Source organism: Dyadobacter sp. CY323, from assembly GCF_021390245.1.
Taxonomy (GTDB): domain Bacteria; phylum Bacteroidota; class Bacteroidia; order Cytophagales; family Spirosomataceae; genus Dyadobacter.
The window spans coordinates 151,673-169,212 of the sequence record NZ_JAJUXH010000001.1 but is presented as its reverse complement, the minus strand read 5'-3'; the positions used below and the strand labels follow the sequence as shown (position 1 = coordinate 169,212).

Below are 17,540 nucleotides of genomic sequence, written 5' to 3'. Positions count from 1 at the left end.
GAATGCTAGTACGCCCACCAAAAGCCCCCTCCCACGGGTCGGGGGCACGATCAAATCTTTACGGCCAGAATAATCCCGGTCGCCCAGATTTGCTTGGTTACTACCAGATCGCTCCTGGAATCCAGGTAATCTTCCAGATTCCGGGCTTTTACATCGTGGCCTTCCGGCCAGTTTGGCTGAGGCATCATGTCATCGATGATGTAAAATGCACCGATGTTCAGCATATCTAAAACCTCGTCTAGCATCAAATACTTTCCGTGCCAGGTGTCTGCGAAAATATAGTCGAATTTTTCACCGGAATGGCTTGCTACCCAATCTGCGCCGTCGCTGTGTACCAGAGTCAGGCGGGGATCGCTGCCCAGATGATCCTCCGCGATTTTGAGAAAAGCAGCCTCGTTATCAACCGAAGTCAGCGTTGATCCTTCATCCATGCCGTCGAGTATCCAGGAAGTTGAAAGTCCGGTGCCGGTCCCAAGCTCTATGAACTTAGCTCCGGGCTTCGATGATGCAAGCGTTTTCAGCAGGGAACACGTGTAAATGTCCGAAGCCATGGTAAAGCCGGACTCTTTTGTCGCCACGTCGATTGCCTGATATGCTTTGGGTAACGGTTGGTGAATGTCCTGTGTCATTTGGAAATGCAGATTGAGATAGAAATGTGTGGGCAGTGATTTTGTAAACTTAATTGGAATGTTTCAGATCTCCCGCGATGTGACCGCAGATTTACCGTTTAATAAGAGACTGGTTATAAAACCGCCATTGTTAAAGACAACCGACCTTTAAATAATTAAGTTTGGGATGGTAATATTTTAAAATTAAGGAGTAATTATCCTGCCAACGTTCATTTAAACAACATTATGAAAAAACGCTATTTACAAGCTGCATCCCTTTATCTTCTACTTTTCGTTGGCGTCCTCGGTTGCGTGGACCACGAACTGCCTGAAGAACAAATCCCCGAACCTACTTCGCTTACCGCCGCCCCTTTTGCAAACGGCCTGCGCTTTCCTATCGGAATGGATGTCGATGATAAAGGAAACCTGTGGGTTTCTGAGGCCGGAACCGGTAAAGACGATGGCGCCATTGTGATGATCACACCAGGTGGGCAAAAAACAACTGTTTTGGAAGGATTCAAATCAGCGAAAGGCAATGAGGCTGTGGAAGGCATCAGCCACGTGCTCTATGACAAAGGCACATTATTTATTCTGCACGGGATTGAAGGCAAGCTTTATATTGCTGACGTATCCAACTTCAAAGCTGGCGATCTTCCAATGGCCTTGAACCTGATCCCTTTCGAAGAACATGGGCCCTTCGTGAAATCATTTTCATTCACGGATCCGCTTAATTCCAATTTATATGGCCTTACACTGGGACCTGACGGACATTTGTACATGACGGATGCCGGTGCAAATGCGATTTTCAAAAGAGATAAGAATACAAAAGAGTTTACTTTTTTTGCTAAAATCCCTGATGTGGCACCGAAAACCGATGCAGTTGCAACGGGCATCGTCTTCGATGGTACCAAGTTTTTGGTAAGCACACTTTCAGGTGGCCCATTTTTCGAGAATTCTGCGAAAATTTTTGAGGTATCTACATCGGGTGTTGTCAAAATCTACAGAGAGAATTTCACTACGCTGACGCACCTGACACTTACTGCCGGCAAAAAACCACTCGTCATTTCACTTGCGAAGTTCGATCTGAAATTGGGTGAGTTCACTCCTTTCTCTGGTACAGTCCGAAATGAAAGCGGAGATGTTCTGCTGGACAATCAAATGATGCCGACCGACATTAAACGCAGCGGCCCCAAAGAATTCTACCTGCTGAGCTACGCACTGGGAACGGTTCAGAAACTGACTTATTGATTTCAAATAATCGTAAAAAGGCGTCATTCGGGAGAGTGACGCCTTTTTTGATGGTGTTAAATAGGACATTGGTTATTCTTTACTCCCCGTTTCTTTTGGATTGACAACCTTGGGGGGCGCGTGATCCGGCATTTTTTCACCTAATAACTTACCCCAGGGTTTCAATTCATCGATCCGGTCGAAAATAATCTTAAGTACGGCTACAAAAGGAATTGATAAAAACATTCCGCTCACCCCCCACAACGTTCCGCCAAGCAACACTACCAGAATGGAAATGAGCGCATTAACAGAAACTTTCGAGGACACAACCTTTGGAACGATGATGTTGTTGTCAACAAACTGGATCAGAACATAAGCGCCGATGATCAGTAACGGAGTAGTGTATCCATCTTCGGTGATGAATGAAATCAGTACCGGTAATGCAATTGCAACCAGACCGCCGACATACGGAATGAGATTCAGAATTGCCCCGATCACGCCAAGCAAAACCGCGTATTCCACACCGAGGATCAGCAGCGCCGTGGAATTGAGTACAGCTATTATTGTCGTCTCAATCATCAGTCCGACAATGTAACTCTGCACGGCACCTTTGGTTTCCTTCAAAATTTCCGCTACCTGATCGGAATTATCTTCATCGAACACTTCAAATATGAAGTTCAGGATCAGTGGTTTATAAAATAAAAGCAGGAAAATATAAAGTGGAATCAGGATAAAAAAGCTGATCACGCCGAAAACGGTATTTAATGTCTTTCCAACATACGCCTTACTGCTGTTCATAGCTTCCTCCACCATACTTTGCTGCTTTGCGGTTGACATTCCGAAACTTTCCGACAACCATTTTTGCAGGTTACCAATCAGCATGGCCGCTTTTTTGGTCAGCTGCGGGATCATTTCGCCAAACTGGGCAATTTGAGATGAAAGAAAAAACATGATCCCCGCCACAACCAGTACCGCCAGAAATATCGTTAGAAAAATGGCCAGGATCTTATTAAAGTTCCACTTTTGAAAACGGTTGTAGAGCGGATTGAGAAGAATCGCAAGTAACCCCGCAAATGCAAATGGGACAATGATATCCTGTAACAAAAACAGAATGTAGAAGAAAAGATAGATGCCGATGAGCGACATGGGGGCTTTGATGTAAAAAGGATACGCGGCGCGTCCCTGCAGCCACTCGGCACCTTCACTTGTAACCCCTTTTGTTTTTTTGTAAAACAGCCCCATAGTAGCTAGTTAAGCAGAAAATAATGGATACATTAAAATAATTTCACTCAACTCCTTCATAGTCGATTACATCCTGATCAGAAATTTCAACGATTGAAATCACCTCACCTCTGACTTGCTCCGGCCCGCCGCGGTTTACAACGTTGGTAATATACGACTTACTTGGAAACGTATCATTCTGGATGATGTGACGCTCAAATGTAATGGTGTTTTCTTCGCTTATGGATGCAATCGTAATCATGAAATTCCGCATGGCTCGCATTTTTTAGATGTTGATACTAGCTGATAATATAATAAGCATGCCATGCCGGAAGGACCATCCATTGTAATTTTGAAAGAAGCCATAGATCAGCTTAACCTCGAAGGTAAGGTGATCAGGCATGTTGAGGGCAATACAAAAATCGATAAAGACAGGCTGATCAATCAGAAAGTGACTGATTTCCGCTCCTGGGGAAAACATTTCCTGATCTGCTTTGACGAATTCACACTTCGGATCCATTTTTTGCTTTTTGGCAGCTACCTCATCAACGAGCAAAAGAAAACGCCGCCACGACTGAGTCTGATTTTCGATAAGGATGAATTGAACTTTTACGCCTGCTCCGTTCAGATCTTTGAGGAGCCTGCGGACAAAATTTACGATTGGTCGGGTGATATCATGTCGGATTCCTGGAAATCGGCGAATGCATTAAAAAAACTGAAAGCAAATCCTGGTATGCTCGTTTGCGACGCATTGCTGGATCAGAATATATTCGCGGGAAGCGGGAACATCATAAAAAACGAAGTCCTTTTTCGGGCCCGTATCCATCCGCTCAACACCGTGGTAAAACTTCCGGATAAGAAGCTGAAAGAAATGGTGACAGAAACACGGAATTATGCTTTCGACTTTCTGGAATGGAAAAAGGAATTTACATTAAAAAAGCATTGGCTCGCGCACACCAAAAAGACTTGCCCGAGGTGCAACATTCCTTTCCACAAAGAGTATTTGGGCAAAACAAAACGACGGAGTTATTTCTGTACAAATTGCCAGGTTTTGTATGAATAAAAATTAATAGACTTTATCTTCACTAATTCCTGCTCCGGGCTTATCCGCTAAATTTCACAGATTGCGAACGATCTTTAACACCCTCATCGACAGCTACATCCACAATAAAGTGGGGATAGCCGAAAATTTCCTGAACGAGACATTGGCCGCCCAACTGAAACGTAACTTGTCGGCATTGTTCGCCGATGACCAGTTTCAATCGGCAGGTACAGGTAACGAAAAAATCATCGTGCAAGACAAATTGTACCGTGGAGATATGATCTATTGGCTGGACCGAAAGCACAACGACCCTTTCGAAAACCAATTTTTCGATCTCATAGACAGCTTTGTTCTTCATCTCAACCAGACTTGTTACACCGGCATTACAGGTTACGAATTTCATTACGCTTTATACCCGGCCGGCAGCTTTTATAAAAAACACCTGGATCAATTTCGCAACAATCCAAGCCGGCAGTATTCGATGATCACGTATTTAAATGCAGACTGGCAGGAAACCGACGGCGGCGAGCTAAGGATTTACCACGACGACCACGAGCAGGATATCGCTCCCGTTAATGGAAAAACCGTGTTCTTCAAAAGCAGTGAACTGGAACATGAGGTACTATTGACAAACAAGGCACGAATGAGCATTACCGGCTGGCTGAAAATAGGTTAGTCAAGGCTGAAACAAATCCAACTGAACCGCAGGTGAACCAACTAACGGTAACACATCCACCACATCATACTGCCGCCGTTTCTCATGGAACTTGCGGATTACAAATGCATCGCAGAGGAATGCGGCCTCGTATTCTGTAAACATAGAGTAAGCAAGTCCAATCCACTCGCGTGTGAGTCGCCGCCCGATAGTCATATGCGGGTTTTTCGATTCGTCGGCCCATTTTTTGGTGTATTGCTTTTTTAGTTTTTTATCAAAATTCTTCATGACCGTTTCACTTCTCTCGCGGATCGCAGCCGAAGTTTCCTCCGTTGGCTTAATGTAAAAAGCAGAATAATTAGCGCGATCGAAATCACCGAAGCTGGAAAACCGGATTTCAAAAGGAGTCAACTCCGAGACAACTCGGCGATATTCAGCCAGAATATATGGGTAGTCGTTTTCATCCGCATCAAACCCGTCCAGAGAAATATGCGCCTCCGCATTCGCGCTGCCATAGCTTCTGCCGACCGCGATGCGATATTGCTGTTTCATCTCCGCCACCTGACTGGCAATTTCGAGGCTGGGCATAATGGCGAGGGAATACTGTTCCATGGCATTTCAAATTTTGGACGAAATTCGAAATACGGAAAAGCTGCAAAGAATTCAAAACAGGAGAACATAAGGCTCGTACAAACGCATCCGTTTTGCAATCCTAAGTCCTTTAAATAAGCGGCGGCGCCTTTCATTCAAAATGCGTTGACATTTTTGTGACCAGCCTGCATTTAGCCCGTAACATAGTAGCAAGTGATTTTCAGAATGGAGTTATGCTGTGGAGGAACGAAAGTAGACAACTAAACAAATGAAGTATGGAAGCAAAAGATGAATTTCGGGCAAGAGTACTTGCATTAATGGAACAAGCGGATCAGGCGATTCATGCAGGTAGTGAAGTCCTAATCAGAAAAGAAAAAGTGCTGGATTTAACTGAATGGGTGACAATTAAGGAGTATTGCAAACGCTTTGATATAAAAAATACGGAGACAGTAAGCAACTGGATAAAGCGGGGCATTATTCCTGCGGACGACACCATGGTTATTGGAGAATTCAACAACATCCGGATGGTTAGAGCAAAGCCTTACCGCGTAAAGGCTACGCTTAGTACGTGCCAGTAAGAATTTTATTACTCAAAACAACCGCATCTGCTGCCCCGCCATATACTCGTGACCAAGCAAAGGAATAATATCAACAATTTCATACTGCCCCTTTTCTTCATTGAGTTTACGAATGGCAAATGCATTGCATTGAAACTCTGCCACAAAATCTTCATTCAATAACTCTTTGCAGACATCAAGCTCCGATTTAGTCAGCGAGCGCGCCACGCTCATATGCGGCTTTTTCCTGCCGACGATGTCCCATTTATCGGTGTGGGTCCGTCTCAAAAACTTACTGAAATTGGTGCCCATTTCTTTACATCGTTCCAGGATTATGTCTACCGAATCGTCATCCGGTTGAATGTAGAAAACGCATTCAGGCCGGTCGGCAAATTCTCCGAACCCCGACAATGCAACTTGAAACGGCGCCAATCCCGCCAGCACCCGTTTGAACTCCGCTAAAATGAGTGGATAATTTTCATCATGGGCTAAAAACAAAATCAACGTCATGTGCGCGGCGGAATTGACACTGCCGTAATTACGCCCAAGCTGCTGTTGCAAACGCTTTTTCAATGTCCGAACCAGACCAACGATCCGTTCATCCGGACTTATCACAAGCGTATACACGGACATCCGTTTCATTTGCATCATACCCATTTAAGGCTTTTGGCAGGAAGATCTACCGTTTCCCGGATTTCCGCTCAGGCTCGCCGATAATGCAATTGCACCAATCCGGTATCGAAACTTTTCGCATTAACCAATGTCAAATCTCCGTCCGGCCGTCCATCTTTAAAAAGCCGGATGCCATTACCGACGAATACGGGAATAATGGAAATGACAAATTCGTCGATCAGCTCGTGTTTCAGAAGCTGATGCACCACGTCGGCGCCCCCATCACAAAAAATGGTTTTGCCCTCTTTCGCTTTCAAATCAGCAATGAGCTCGCCAAGATCGCCCGTGTAAAAATGCCTGTTACCAATGCTTTCCCGAGGCGTACGGGTAATGATATACGTTTCTCTGCCATCGTGAGAAAAGTCCGGCGCATGCTGCATTACCCATTCATGCGTCCGCCGGCCCACAATCACCGTATCGACTTCCGTCATAAATTCTGCATACCCATAATCTTCACCTTCTTTCTCCACTTTCTGTAAAAATGCCAGGTCATCCCCCGGCGCCGCAATGTAGCCATCGACGCTAATCGCAATATAAAGTACGAGTTTCCGCATTATAGTTATGGTTGGTGTTTATAGTGGTAGACCGTCGGGTATGGTCATTGGTTGGGATAATGCGAAAATAGAAGAACGTGAGTAGTAAAAATATTCATCAAACCGGCTCGCCCGCCCACTCATTCGCGTTCCACGGCGCACTCATTCAAATTCACTCATTCACTCATTCAATCATTCCCGGCCCGCTTCATCCTCTCAAAGAAAAACACCAGATCCTTAAACGACCCGAAGATATCGGCGGAACGGGGATCGTAACCTTGTTCCTTCATGGAAATCATGTAGCCCGTGTAGATCGTCCAAAGGTGGTCGAGCCATGTTTCCGGCGAGCTGGCGCTCAGCAATTCTTTGACCTGTTCACCGTAGGCCATACACGTCGAGTCTGGAGACTCTGGGGAGTTTGGTTTGTTGTTCATTACGACTACTTTTTTGGATGGATAAAAAAAATGCCCTGCCTAAGGTGTCCAAGCGAAGTAATCTAAGCTCGAGGGACTTTCGCCGACCTCACACCATAACAGGGCAAAACTTTCAAGATTTTTCATAAAGACTACTTTTTTGGAGGACGCATATTCGGGAGAAATTTGCTGGGATGCAAATTGGGGGGTGGGGAATTTTCTAACGGTAGGAGGCAGCCACCGTTAGAACAATATTATATTAAAAGTTCAGGAAGGCGTTCAGTATAGACCTGTGAAGCTCTTTCCCTAATTTCTAGAAGTTCCTTTTTTGAGAAGCTGTATATTACCTGTCTTTTCTCATAGCATTTGCCCGTGGATAAATCAAGCTTGTGGTTCGACTCCATATTATGTGCGTGCGGAAATGATGGAAAAGGATCAGCGTCATATCTATGGATTACCCAAATTGTCTCCTGATGTTTAAACCTGGCCTTCTTTTTGACCACAAAATTGGAAGGAATCCAATCCTCATCGATTTCGATGGCTTTGAACAAAATATTAAATCAAACTTAGACAATTCAGACAACGCTTGATTATAGGTGATATCTAAATCCCAAACATCTCCTATCCATTCCATATCATCCTCGTCCGAATGCAACATGTATAATGCGTCCATTACATCGCCGTCAGTAATTGTCATCGACAAACAACGCCGAAAGTTCAAAAGCTAAGTCTCCTTTAAACTTATAAAATTCTTCGATCGTCATTTAAGTAATAAACAATGGGTTATTTTTTCTAAAATATTATATTTGAAGCTATGAAACTATTCGAAAAATACGCCAAGCTACGCCAAAAAGCCTATGTTACTTCAATGATCACCGAATCTGTGAGTGGTAGTATGGCGTTGGAAAATCAGCAGGTGCCAGAGGCACAGGTCAAGGCTATCGTAATCGCGTTATTGCGGGAAGCGGAGTTAAAGGGGCGTAAGTTCGACAAGAATTAAGGCAGTAAGTGCATTCATATCGCCCTGATCTGCATCCCTCAAAGCTTCAATATATTTGATTCTTGCCTCCCCCTCTCGGTGATATAATTGTATTGGTTCAAAACCTTTAAGCATAGCAGCAGCATTCAAAAGCAATCGCGCTGTGCGGCCGTTACCGTTGTTGAAAGGATGAATCCATACAAAACGGTGATGCAAATAAGTGAGTAGCTCAGCAATCTCCTGCCTCTCCTCCACCCTTTTAAGCCTGTAATTGATATCGTCGGCAAATTGGTACATCAACGCCGGAACCTGCGATGGATGCGGTGGGGATAACTTACCAACCTGAACCTCAATATTTCGCCATTTGCCAGCCCAGCTATATAATTCAGAAAAAGCTGTTCTATGAATTTCCAACATGAAGCTAATATCAAGATCCGCCGCCAAGTCTAGTTCCTGAATCAGTATTTCGCATTTGGCAATGCCACTGGTTTCGTATAGGTTCAAAAGTTCTCTGTCGGATATGTCCAGCAGATTTTCATCAATGGAAGGCGTGTAATCGGTTCCGTCGTTCATTGAAAGTGTTGAAGTATTTTCGAAGAAAGGATTTTTAATTGAAAACGACAACCAATATTAAACCTACTTCTCCGACTCAACAAAACGCACATTCAACAACCTTCCCCAAAACCTCCCGATACCGATTTTCCATTTTATTTCTACGCGAGCCAAGTAATGTTCTGGGATGCTTGGTCTGGAAAGTACGGAGCGGCAGAGAACCGTCGCTGGTGAAAAGTTGATATAAATATCCTTCGGGCAATATGGTTTTCCGCACGGGATTGAAGACTGCATTAATGCGTTCGTCGTATTTGGAGCCGGTGAGAAACACTACTACATCCGGTTTCAAAATAGCGATTTCGGCTTTCAACAATTCAAAACCTTCTTTGTTCCGGTCTTGCAGATCAGGTGATGGTGTAGTACTGTTGCAATCAAACTTAGAGATATTGGTCCAAAGAAATCCATTTGTATGCTTGCTCACTCCGTCCAAATCGCGATTCAAATCGAAAAATGTAGTCCGGCAGAAGTTCCAGAACGGACTTGATAATATGCGTTGGCTCTTTCCGTCGCGCAACTCGCTGGGCTTGCCGAGCCGAAAGCCATTATACATTAGCAAAAGCTCAGCAATACTCGGTTTTTTGCTCATTGAATGCCATCCAAAAGTCTCCTGCCCCACAAAAAGTATTCTATTTTCCATCGCGCAATACTCGTCAAAAACATGCACCAGCAACGGCGCAGACACATTGTCCTTCCAGGTTTGCGAGTAAATGGATTGCATGTAGTTTTTATAAAGTTCGAGTAGTTGGATGTTGAGAGTTTCGGCGGTCATTGATAGCGTTAGTTGAAACTTCTATTTAGGAAGAATTGTAGGTGGATTGAAACGGGTAAGTAAGTTTAATGCATAAGAACGCACTCAACCTAAATTGCTCGAATCTAGCTCTTTAACTTCAGTTTCCCGGCCCAAAACGGTTTTAGCATTACCGGCAGTCACCACCTTCTTGCCTGTTTGAGCTTCAAGCTCATTCAACGCAACCTTGGCGACATTCCCGCCTTGATATGCGACTTTTTTACTTTGCTCAAAAGTTTCAGGATTGACGGCCTGCGATATATCCTTGGTCGACGCCTCGGCCAGCATATTCAAAATCAGCTCCGTATTGGTCATATTGTCCCTGAGATTTTCTTTTTTCAAACCTTTCAGGGTTTTGTATTCTTTCGTAGTCTTTCCCGCCCAGGTTTTGGTGATAATGTCTGTGAGCACTGCAAATTGCAGTCCTTCCTGCAAACCCCGGCTTTTCCATTCATCGGTCAGCTCTTTACGGATTTCAATGCTTTTCAGACGCTGATTTATCCAGCTTTCCGAATAACCCAGCCGAAGATATTGTTCCAATGCTCTATCGATAGTCAACTCCGGATCCTGCATTTCATCGAGGCGTTCTGATGCAATTTGCGCCAGCCAGAGTTTAAAAGGTTCTGCTTTGGGTGAAGGAATGGATTGGATCAGGCGAAATAGCTGTTCAGTATCAGCAACATCAGTTTTGTAAAGCTTCCCATCAGAGGAACGCATTTTCAGTTGTCCGATAAAATCGGACAACTCACTACCTTCCTTTTTCAATTTGCTTTTCAAATCACTCCAGTACTTCCTCGGCCGATCCGTATCGGTCAGGATCTCAATGACATCGATGATTGAAAAAAACCATTTTTCTTGTTCCTCATCCCAAACAGTTCTTACTTTTTTGTCTTCAAAAATTTGAATGGCGTCTTGCTTTGTCATAGTATGTGTAAGTTTTACCGTGGAGATTATTTCTGACAATTTGGGAAAAATATTTCAAATGAAATATTTTTCCCCCACTTCTTACTTCGACGATTCCGCCTGCGCCTCCGGCGCACCCTTAAACCTCCCATCCCACCCCCGCAGCTTCCCAATAAAAAGCACCACCGGGAAAATAACTTTCTTCACAAAGGCCGGAATGCCAAGCATATCAAACTCACTCCGATACTTCGAGAGCAGATAAGCCGCGTCAAATGCAGCTGGGCGGCCTCCGCCGTTTTCCCGGCTCGACCGGTAAACCTCACCGAGAAAATACTCGATATTATACGGCGGCCAGATTTCCCCGGTACAGCGGAGCGTGGTCGTTCCGGCATTCCAGAACCGGTGGGCGATGCCGGCTTTGAATGTGGCCGATTGGCCTTCATTCAAAAAAAACGGCTGCTCACCCCGGACTTCGATCCCCATTTTACCTTCCAGAATATGCAAGCTTTCGTGCTGCTGGTGATGTACATGCATCGGCGGCCCCGATCCCGGACTTACCTGATTTTCAACCCGAACATATTCAACGCCGTCGCGAACTTCGCGTCCCAGAAAAGTAAGTTGCTCGCCGTGACCATTATCGATCGTCACCGGATATTTCTTTTTGATGGTTGTACTTTCCATTATCTGACCTCGGTTTGTATGGTTAAACTCCGCAAAAGCATCCCAGCAAATATCAATAACACGCTCAAACGCAGCAAGCTAAGCTTTTCCCACAGGTCTGCTCGCACCGTCAGGTCGACGCTCGTAGCAACGGAATATGCCGATGTGGTAATGGCTATCAATTCGGGAACAAAATAGGTAGCTGTGATCAAAAGAATCAATAGGTAGCCGCCGAAAACGATTAAAATTTGTTTTCGGCGCGGCAGCTTCCAGTTGGCGATTAATGCAGCGGCGAGGAGCAAAATGGTTACCGGATGCACCGGCATCCAGAAATTGGCCGGTTGAATGCCATACTCGCCCTGGAACATGCTGAGCGACACGGGCGGCGCCATACTCCACACGGGTACAATTGCGGCGTGTTCATAAATGGCCGCGCCGATGATGGTGATAAAGGCGATCGACGCCATAATCAGAAAGAGGTTTGAAAATGATTTCGTCATGAAGTTAAAAAGTTATATTTTTGGACAACGACCTAAAATTAGATACATTTAGGACATTGACCAAATATCACTTTAAAAAAATGAATGCAACCGAGGAAAAAATTATTAAACGGGCATTGGAGATATTTAACCTCAAAGGAATAGAATATGCCGGAATGCGCGAACTGGCAGCAGATTTGGGCATGCGGATCGGAAATCTCACCTATTATTTTCCGACAAAAGACGATCTGGTTTTCCGGCTAAGCGAAACATATTCTGAATCCAATTCGCAAATTCACCAGGATTTCCCGGTTAAAAGTCTATATGACTTTCTTAAAATGAGCAGACTACTTTTCGAAAACGGCCTGAGATATCAGTGTCTTCATTTGAGTATGGTGCATTTAATGGAGCAAAACCCGAAGATGTCAGAGAAATATGAGGGAGTCCGGAACGAACGTCATGCCGGATTGCACCGGGATATGAAGATCTTAGCAGAAAACAAGTACTTGAAATTCAGCTCCGACGACGATGAATTGCTCATTATTTCCAGCAACAGCATACAAAACAGATTCTGGCTTTCTGAAGCTGTATTATCCGAAAAACGCCAGAATCTGGGAAGTCAAATGAATTATTATCTAAAGATGAAAGCGCATTTGTTCAGACCTTACGCGACAAAAAAGGGGCTGAGTGACATTGAGTTGTTTTTGGGGGAGATTGGTTAATGCATTTTGATGTCACTTGGATGAAGCTTTTATCTGATGTTCCAATTTTCTTAGTTCTTCCAAATCCTCCTGATCAGCTAAATGTGCATCCTTCTGTTTTCTACTGGAATCGAATTGCTGATATATGTCGAACACTTGCTCCTCCATTCGTTCATTGCTTATCGAGCCTCTGCCCTGAAGTAAGTCTTTGTCATTAAATTCAATAATCCGGTCCACATTCTCCCTCCAGAAATCCATTTTGATTTGCTGACGATTTTTTGCCCTGAGTTCTGCCGTTTCGAGAAACACAGTTACAAATCTGTTTAGGCTGTCTATTTCATCTTGCGTGAGATAATTTTTTGCGATTAAAATGTCCTGTTTGCGTACGATCGCCCCTTTCCAGCTAGTCAGGCCCATATTCAGCTTTGTGGCGTCGGCCCGGTCCACGACAATTTCGGCGGCGGTTCTGCCGGTGATGGCATAAAGCATTTTATTCTGAGTTTCCGCGAAAAACATTTGTGTTGCCTTATCCGTCTTATCATAGTCAATGCTCAATGCGAACAAGTCACGTATTTTTTGATAAAACCGCTTTTCGGACGCCCGGACATCCCGTATTCTCGCTAACAGCTCATCGTAATAATCAGGCCTGCCGTCAGGATCCTTCAAACGCTGGTCGTCCATAACGAAACCCTTCACAATATACTCTCGTAAATTCTGGTTCGCCCATTGACGGAATTGCGTCCCACGATTGCTTCTAACGCGGAATCCGATGGCCAAAATCATTTCCAGAGAGTAGAAGGTAACGTCATATTTTTTGCCGTCAGAAGCAGTTGTCAAGTAATCCTTGACAACTGAATCCGCATTTAACTCATTCTCTTTGAGAATATTAATAACATGAAGGCTTATATTCTGCTTTGAGGTGACAAAAAGTTCGGCTAGCTGATTTTGACTTAGCCAGATGTTTCCGTCCCGGGCATAAAGTACCACAGAGCTTTTACCATTTTCGGCCCGATAAATAATGATCTCTTGCTTTTCCATTGAATGAAGGATTTGATTAGTGTGTTTTGAGACAGTTTTCAAATCTACGTCTTTCATCATAAAAAAACCCGCCGTTAAGCGGGTATAAACGTTTAATGTCGTTTCGAGTTATTTCTGATTGCCTTCAATCCACTTCCGCGCATTCACAAAAGCTTCCATCCACGGACTAACCTCATCCTTTCTTCCGTCGGGATAGTTTGCCCAATGCCATTGGAAAAGGGAGCGCTCGATGTGTGGCATCATCACCAAATGTCTGCCGGTTTCGTCGCAAAGCATCGCCGTGTTGAAGCCGGAACCGTTCGGACATGCCGGATACGTTTCGTAGCCATATTTAGCTACAATACTATAACGGTCTTCGGTATATGGAAACTCGAAACGACCTTCGCCGTGAGATACCCAAACGCCCAATGTACTTCCCGCCAGGGTTGAGAGCATTACGGATTTGTTTGGCTGGATTGTCAACGAAGTAAAAATGCTCTCATGTTTTCCGCTTGCATTGTGCAGCATTTTCGGCTTGTTGTCGTGTCCGTCGTTGATCAAACCAAGCTCTACAAAAAGCTGGCAACCGTTACAAACGCCTACCGACAAAGTATCCCAGCGTTTAAAGAAATTTTCAAGCGCGATTTTCGCTTTTTCATTGTAAAGAAATGCCCCGGCCCAGCCTTTTGCAGAACCTAATACATCTGAATTCGAAAATCCTCCAACTGCGCCGATAAATTGAATGTCTTCCAATGTTTCACGGCCTGAGATCAAATCGGTCATGTGGACATCTTTTACATCAAAACCCGCCAGAAACATCGCATTAGCCAATTCGCGCTCGGAATTACTGCCTTTTTCACGAAGTACCGCTGCTTTCGGACGTGGTTTCGAAGCATCGATTACCGGCTTTTTACCATCAAATTGAGCTGGAAATTTGTAGCGTAGTACGTGGTATTTGTAGTTATCGAAACGTTCTTTCGCCAGTTCCGGCTTGGTTTGTTTTTGATCCAGGAGATAGGAAGTTTTAAACCAAACATCACGCAGATTATCGATATCAAGATCCCATTTACCCGACGCATCTTTAACCGTCAGAGTCGAAGCCAGATTAACGGTTCCTATCTTATGGAAAGTTATTCCATTTGCTTCCAGAACCGATTCCGCCGATTCGTCGGCCTGGAAAACGATACCGATATTTTCAGCAAAAAGTTTTTTAATTATACCCTGATCTCCCAAACCTGACAAATCAATGGAAGCTCCCAGGTCACGGTCCGCAAAACACATTTCAAGCAAAGTCGTGATCAAACCGCCGCTGCCAATATCGTGACCAGCCTGAATTTTACCGGCTTTAATTAACTCCTGAATGGTGTTAAATGCAGTTTTGAATGCAGCTGCATCGGTAATATCAGGTGTTTCATCCCCAATTTTATTCAGGATCTGACCAAACGACGAACCGCCCAGTTTATATTGATCTCCTGATAAATTGATATAATAAATCGCACCACCACTTTTCTTCAAAACCGGCTCAACTACCCCAGTGATGTCATCACAATGCCCGGCTGCGGAAATAATTACCGTACCCGGCGCAATCACCTCGGTATCCTTATATTTCTGCTTCATCGAAAGCGAATCCTTACCCGTCGGAATGTTGATTCCCAGACTGATCGCAAATTCCGAGCAGGCTTTCACCGCTTTATATAAACGTGCATCCTCGCCTTCATTCCGGCAGGCCCACATCCAGTTTGCGGAAAGTGAAACGCTCGTTAGTCCATCTTTTAATGGTGCCCAAACGATGTTGGAAAGTGATTCGGCGATCGCATTGCGGCTTCCGGCTGCGGGATTAATTAATGCAGAAAGTGGCGCGTGCCCGATTGAAGTGGCGATACCGTCTTTTCCCTGAAAATCCAGCGCCATTACCCCTACATTATTCAATGGTAATTGCAACGGGCCGGCGCATTGTTGCTTGGCAACGTGGCCGCCCACACAACGGTCTACTTTATTAGTAAGCCAATCCTTACTTGCAACTGCCTCTAATTGAAGCATTTGTTCCAGATACTCGTGAAGCTTTTCAACTTCATACGTGACAGGCCCGTACTTTCTATCAATGGTTTTATCCGCCATGATGGTTTTCGGCGAGCTGCCGAACATGTCGTCCATTTCCAGGTCCATTGGTTTGGCGCCGGTTTTTTGCGATTCGAATGTAAACCGGTGAGTTCCGGTGACCTCTCCTACCTGATACAAGGGTGCCCGTTCGCGGTCCGCAATGCGTTTCAGGGTTTCCAGGTTTTCCTTGCTGATCACCAATCCCATGCGTTCCTGGGATTCGTTACCGATGATTTCCTTCGCTGAAAGTGTCGGATCACCGACCGGTAATTTATCCAGATCAATATTTCCACCGGTTTCTTCAACCAGCTCAGAAAGACAATTCAAATGTCCGCCTGCGCCGTGATCGTGAATCGAAACAATGGTATTGTTACCACTTTCCACCATGCCACGAACTGCATTGGCAACGCGTTTTTGCATTTCAGGATTAGAGCGCTGGATTGCATTCAACTCAATTCCCGAACCAAAAGCGCCGGTATCAGCAGAAGAAACCGCCGCGCCGCCCATTCCGATCCGGTAATTTTCGCCACCCATTACCACGATCTGGTCGCCGGTTTCGGGAGTCGATTTTTTAGCCTGATCCGCCTTTCCATATCCTACTCCTCCCGCCTGCATAATCACTTTATCATACCCAAGCTTGCGGCCTTCTTCCTCATGCTCAAACGTAAGTAACGAACCAACAATTAACGGCTGGCCGAATTTATTGCCAAAATCAGTCGCGCCATTGGAAGCTTTGATCAGGATGTCCATCGGTGTTTGGTACAACCATTTCCTTTCTTCAACTCCTTTTTCCCACGGACGATTTTCCTCCAAACGAGAAAGTGCGGTCATATAAACCGCCGTTCCTGCCAAAGGCAATGAACCTTGCCCGCCTGCTAGCCTGTCCCGGATCTCACCTCCTGAGCCAGTCGCCGCGCCGTTAAATGGCTCGACCGTTGTGGGGAAATTATGTGTTTCTGCTTTTAAAGAAAGTACCGACTCAAAATCCTTAATCTCATAATAATCAGGAACATCCGGCCGTTTTGGCGCGAATTGCTGCACAACAGGCCCTTTTACAAAAGCTACATTATCCTTATATGCCGATACAATTGAGTTCGGATTCGTTTCGGAAGTTTTACGGATCAGCTTAAATAATGAGACCGGCTGCTCCTCGCCATCGATCACAAATGTTCCATTGAAGATCTTATGACGACAGTGTTCCGAGTTGACCTGCGAAAAACCAAAAACCTCCGAATCCGTCAGTTTCCGGTTCAGTTTTTCGGCAAGATTATTAAGATACTCAACTTCCTCATCGCTCAAAGAAAGTCCCTCCTGCTTGTTATAGGCTGCAATATCATCGACCTCCTGAATCTCCTCCGGCTTAATGCTGATCGTATAAATATCCTGGTTCAGCTCGGGGTATTTCTGCGAAAGCATGGGATCGAAATCAGTAAAATCCGCATCGACTTTCTTGAATTCTTCAATGCGGATAATGCCCTGGATGTCCATATTCTGGGTGATTTCCACGGCATTGGTGCTCCACGGCGTAATCATAGCGGCACGGGGACCAACAAAAAACTCCGTGATGGTTTGCTCATCCCGGAGTTCTGCGCCGCCAAAAAGCCAGCTTAATTTTGAGATATCAGTGTCTGTCAGCGGTCGCTCAGTTTGCAGCGCAAAGACAGTGTTTTGGGTGTCTTCAAAAAAGTATATCATGGTATCGTATTATGCCGCAAAGGTAAGGCTATTTTGCTTTTTTGCCCAGCCTTAGCGACGTTTTTCTGCCTAATAATAACGCTGTCGC

At 44.9% G+C, this 17,540-nt stretch carries 20 protein-coding genes; 6 read left to right on the top strand and 14 right to left on the bottom strand.

Annotated features, from left to right (window positions below):
• Window positions 1-50: 50 nt before the first annotated feature.
• A complete protein-coding gene (locus LZG72_RS00790; protein ID WP_233866337.1) occupies window positions 51-629 on the bottom strand; it encodes an O-methyltransferase in 579 nt (192 codons plus the stop codon).
• A gap of 225 nt (window positions 630-854) precedes the next feature.
• On the opposite strand from LZG72_RS00790, the gene LZG72_RS00785 reads away from it, so the two are divergent.
• Window positions 855-1,856 carry a ScyD/ScyE family protein gene (locus LZG72_RS00785; RefSeq protein WP_233866335.1) on the top strand — a complete coding sequence of 334 codons (1,002 nt, stop codon included), beginning with the start codon at window positions 855-857 and terminating at the stop codon, window positions 1,854-1,856.
• Between the two features lie 72 nt (window positions 1,857-1,928).
• Here the strand turns inward: LZG72_RS00785 and LZG72_RS00780 are convergent, their stop codons facing one another.
• Window positions 1,929-3,077: an AI-2E family transporter gene (locus LZG72_RS00780; protein ID WP_233866333.1), complete on the bottom strand. Its 1,149-nt coding sequence runs from the start codon at window positions 3,075-3,077 to the stop codon at window positions 1,929-1,931.
• Between the two features lie 43 nt (window positions 3,078-3,120).
• Complete coding sequence (locus tag LZG72_RS00775; protein WP_233866331.1) at window positions 3,121-3,330, bottom strand: hypothetical protein; 210 nt, start codon at window positions 3,328-3,330, stop codon at window positions 3,121-3,123.
• 51 nt (window positions 3,331-3,381) lie between these two features.
• Between LZG72_RS00775 and LZG72_RS00770 the strand changes: the two genes are divergently transcribed.
• A complete protein-coding gene (locus LZG72_RS00770; protein ID WP_233866329.1) occupies window positions 3,382-4,119 on the top strand; it encodes a DNA-formamidopyrimidine glycosylase family protein in 738 nt (245 codons plus the stop codon).
• A 61-nt stretch (window positions 4,120-4,180) separates the two neighbouring features.
• The gene (locus LZG72_RS00765) at window positions 4,181-4,774 is read left to right on the top strand and encodes a 2OG-Fe(II) oxygenase (protein ID WP_233866327.1); all 594 of its coding nucleotides are present in this window, start codon (window positions 4,181-4,183) and stop codon (window positions 4,772-4,774) included.
• On the opposite strand, the gene LZG72_RS00760 is transcribed toward LZG72_RS00765, so the two are convergent.
• On the bottom strand, window positions 4,775-5,365 hold the full coding sequence (locus LZG72_RS00760; RefSeq protein WP_233866324.1) for a 2'-5' RNA ligase family protein: 591 nt from the start codon (window positions 5,363-5,365) through the stop codon (window positions 4,775-4,777).
• Between the two features lie 254 nt (window positions 5,366-5,619).
• Here LZG72_RS00760 and LZG72_RS00755 point away from each other — a divergent pair, with 254 nt between their 5' ends.
• Complete coding sequence (locus LZG72_RS00755) at window positions 5,620-5,922, top strand: hypothetical protein (protein WP_233866321.1); 303 nt, start codon at window positions 5,620-5,622, stop codon at window positions 5,920-5,922.
• Window positions 5,923-5,934: 12 nt separating this feature from the next.
• Here LZG72_RS00755 and LZG72_RS00750 read toward each other — a convergent pair whose 3' ends face one another.
• The 3 genes from LZG72_RS00750 to LZG72_RS00740 all read right to left on the bottom strand — a co-directional run bounded on the left by LZG72_RS00750 (window position 5,935) and on the right by LZG72_RS00740 (window position 7,495).
• Complete coding sequence (locus LZG72_RS00750) at window positions 5,935-6,543, bottom strand: 2'-5' RNA ligase family protein (protein WP_233866318.1); 609 nt, start codon at window positions 6,541-6,543, stop codon at window positions 5,935-5,937.
• Between the two features lie 59 nt (window positions 6,544-6,602).
• Window positions 6,603-7,127, bottom strand: a complete 525-nt coding sequence (locus LZG72_RS00745; protein ID WP_233866315.1) for a dihydrofolate reductase family protein — start codon at window positions 7,125-7,127, stop codon at window positions 6,603-6,605.
• A gap of 167 nt (window positions 7,128-7,294) precedes the next feature.
• Window positions 7,295-7,495: a hypothetical protein gene (locus tag LZG72_RS00740; protein WP_233866312.1), complete on the bottom strand. Its 201-nt coding sequence runs from the start codon at window positions 7,493-7,495 to the stop codon at window positions 7,295-7,297.
• A gap of 838 nt (window positions 7,496-8,333) precedes the next feature.
• Here LZG72_RS00740 and LZG72_RS00735 point away from each other — a divergent pair.
• A complete protein-coding gene (locus tag LZG72_RS00735) occupies window positions 8,334-8,519 on the top strand; it encodes a hypothetical protein (RefSeq protein WP_233866309.1) in 186 nt (61 codons plus the stop codon).
• On the opposite strand, the gene LZG72_RS00730 is transcribed toward LZG72_RS00735, so the two are convergent.
• From LZG72_RS00730 to LZG72_RS00710, 5 genes are all read right to left on the bottom strand, one after another.
• Entirely contained in the window at window positions 8,490-9,071 is a 582-nt protein-coding gene (locus LZG72_RS00730) for a Fic family protein (RefSeq protein WP_233866305.1), read from the bottom strand. The two genes, LZG72_RS00735 and LZG72_RS00730, sit on opposite strands and share 30 nt — an antisense overlap.
• A 76-nt stretch (window positions 9,072-9,147) precedes the next feature.
• A complete protein-coding gene (locus LZG72_RS00725; protein ID WP_233866302.1) occupies window positions 9,148-9,879 on the bottom strand; it encodes a hypothetical protein in 732 nt (243 codons plus the stop codon).
• Window positions 9,880-9,963: 84 nt separating this feature from the next.
• Entirely contained in the window at window positions 9,964-10,821 is an 858-nt protein-coding gene (locus LZG72_RS00720) for a Bro-N domain-containing protein (protein WP_233866300.1), read from the bottom strand.
• An 81-nt stretch (window positions 10,822-10,902) separates the two neighbouring features.
• Window positions 10,903-11,481, bottom strand: coding sequence for a cupin domain-containing protein (locus LZG72_RS00715; protein WP_233866298.1), 579 nt, complete (start codon window positions 11,479-11,481; stop codon window positions 10,903-10,905).
• Window positions 11,481-11,960 (bottom strand): hypothetical protein, encoded by a 480-nt coding sequence (locus LZG72_RS00710; protein ID WP_233866296.1) that lies wholly within the window; start codon window positions 11,958-11,960, stop codon window positions 11,481-11,483. The genes LZG72_RS00715 and LZG72_RS00710 overlap by 1 nt, the downstream gene beginning before the upstream one ends.
• An 80-nt stretch (window positions 11,961-12,040) precedes the next feature.
• On the opposite strand from LZG72_RS00710, the gene LZG72_RS00705 reads away from it, so the two are divergent.
• Window positions 12,041-12,661 carry a TetR/AcrR family transcriptional regulator gene (locus LZG72_RS00705; RefSeq protein ID WP_233866294.1) on the top strand — a complete coding sequence of 207 codons (621 nt, stop codon included), beginning with the start codon at window positions 12,041-12,043 and terminating at the stop codon, window positions 12,659-12,661.
• Between the two features lie 12 nt (window positions 12,662-12,673).
• On the opposite strand, the gene LZG72_RS00700 is transcribed toward LZG72_RS00705, so the two are convergent.
• The gene (locus LZG72_RS00700; RefSeq protein ID WP_233866292.1) at window positions 12,674-13,678 is read right to left on the bottom strand and encodes a virulence RhuM family protein; all 1,005 of its coding nucleotides are present in this window, start codon (window positions 13,676-13,678) and stop codon (window positions 12,674-12,676) included.
• A gap of 108 nt (window positions 13,679-13,786) precedes the next feature.
• The gene (gene purL, locus LZG72_RS00695; RefSeq protein ID WP_233866289.1) at window positions 13,787-17,452 is read right to left on the bottom strand and encodes a phosphoribosylformylglycinamidine synthase; all 3,666 of its coding nucleotides are present in this window, start codon (window positions 17,450-17,452) and stop codon (window positions 13,787-13,789) included.
• Between the last annotated feature and the right edge of the window lie 88 nt (window positions 17,453-17,540).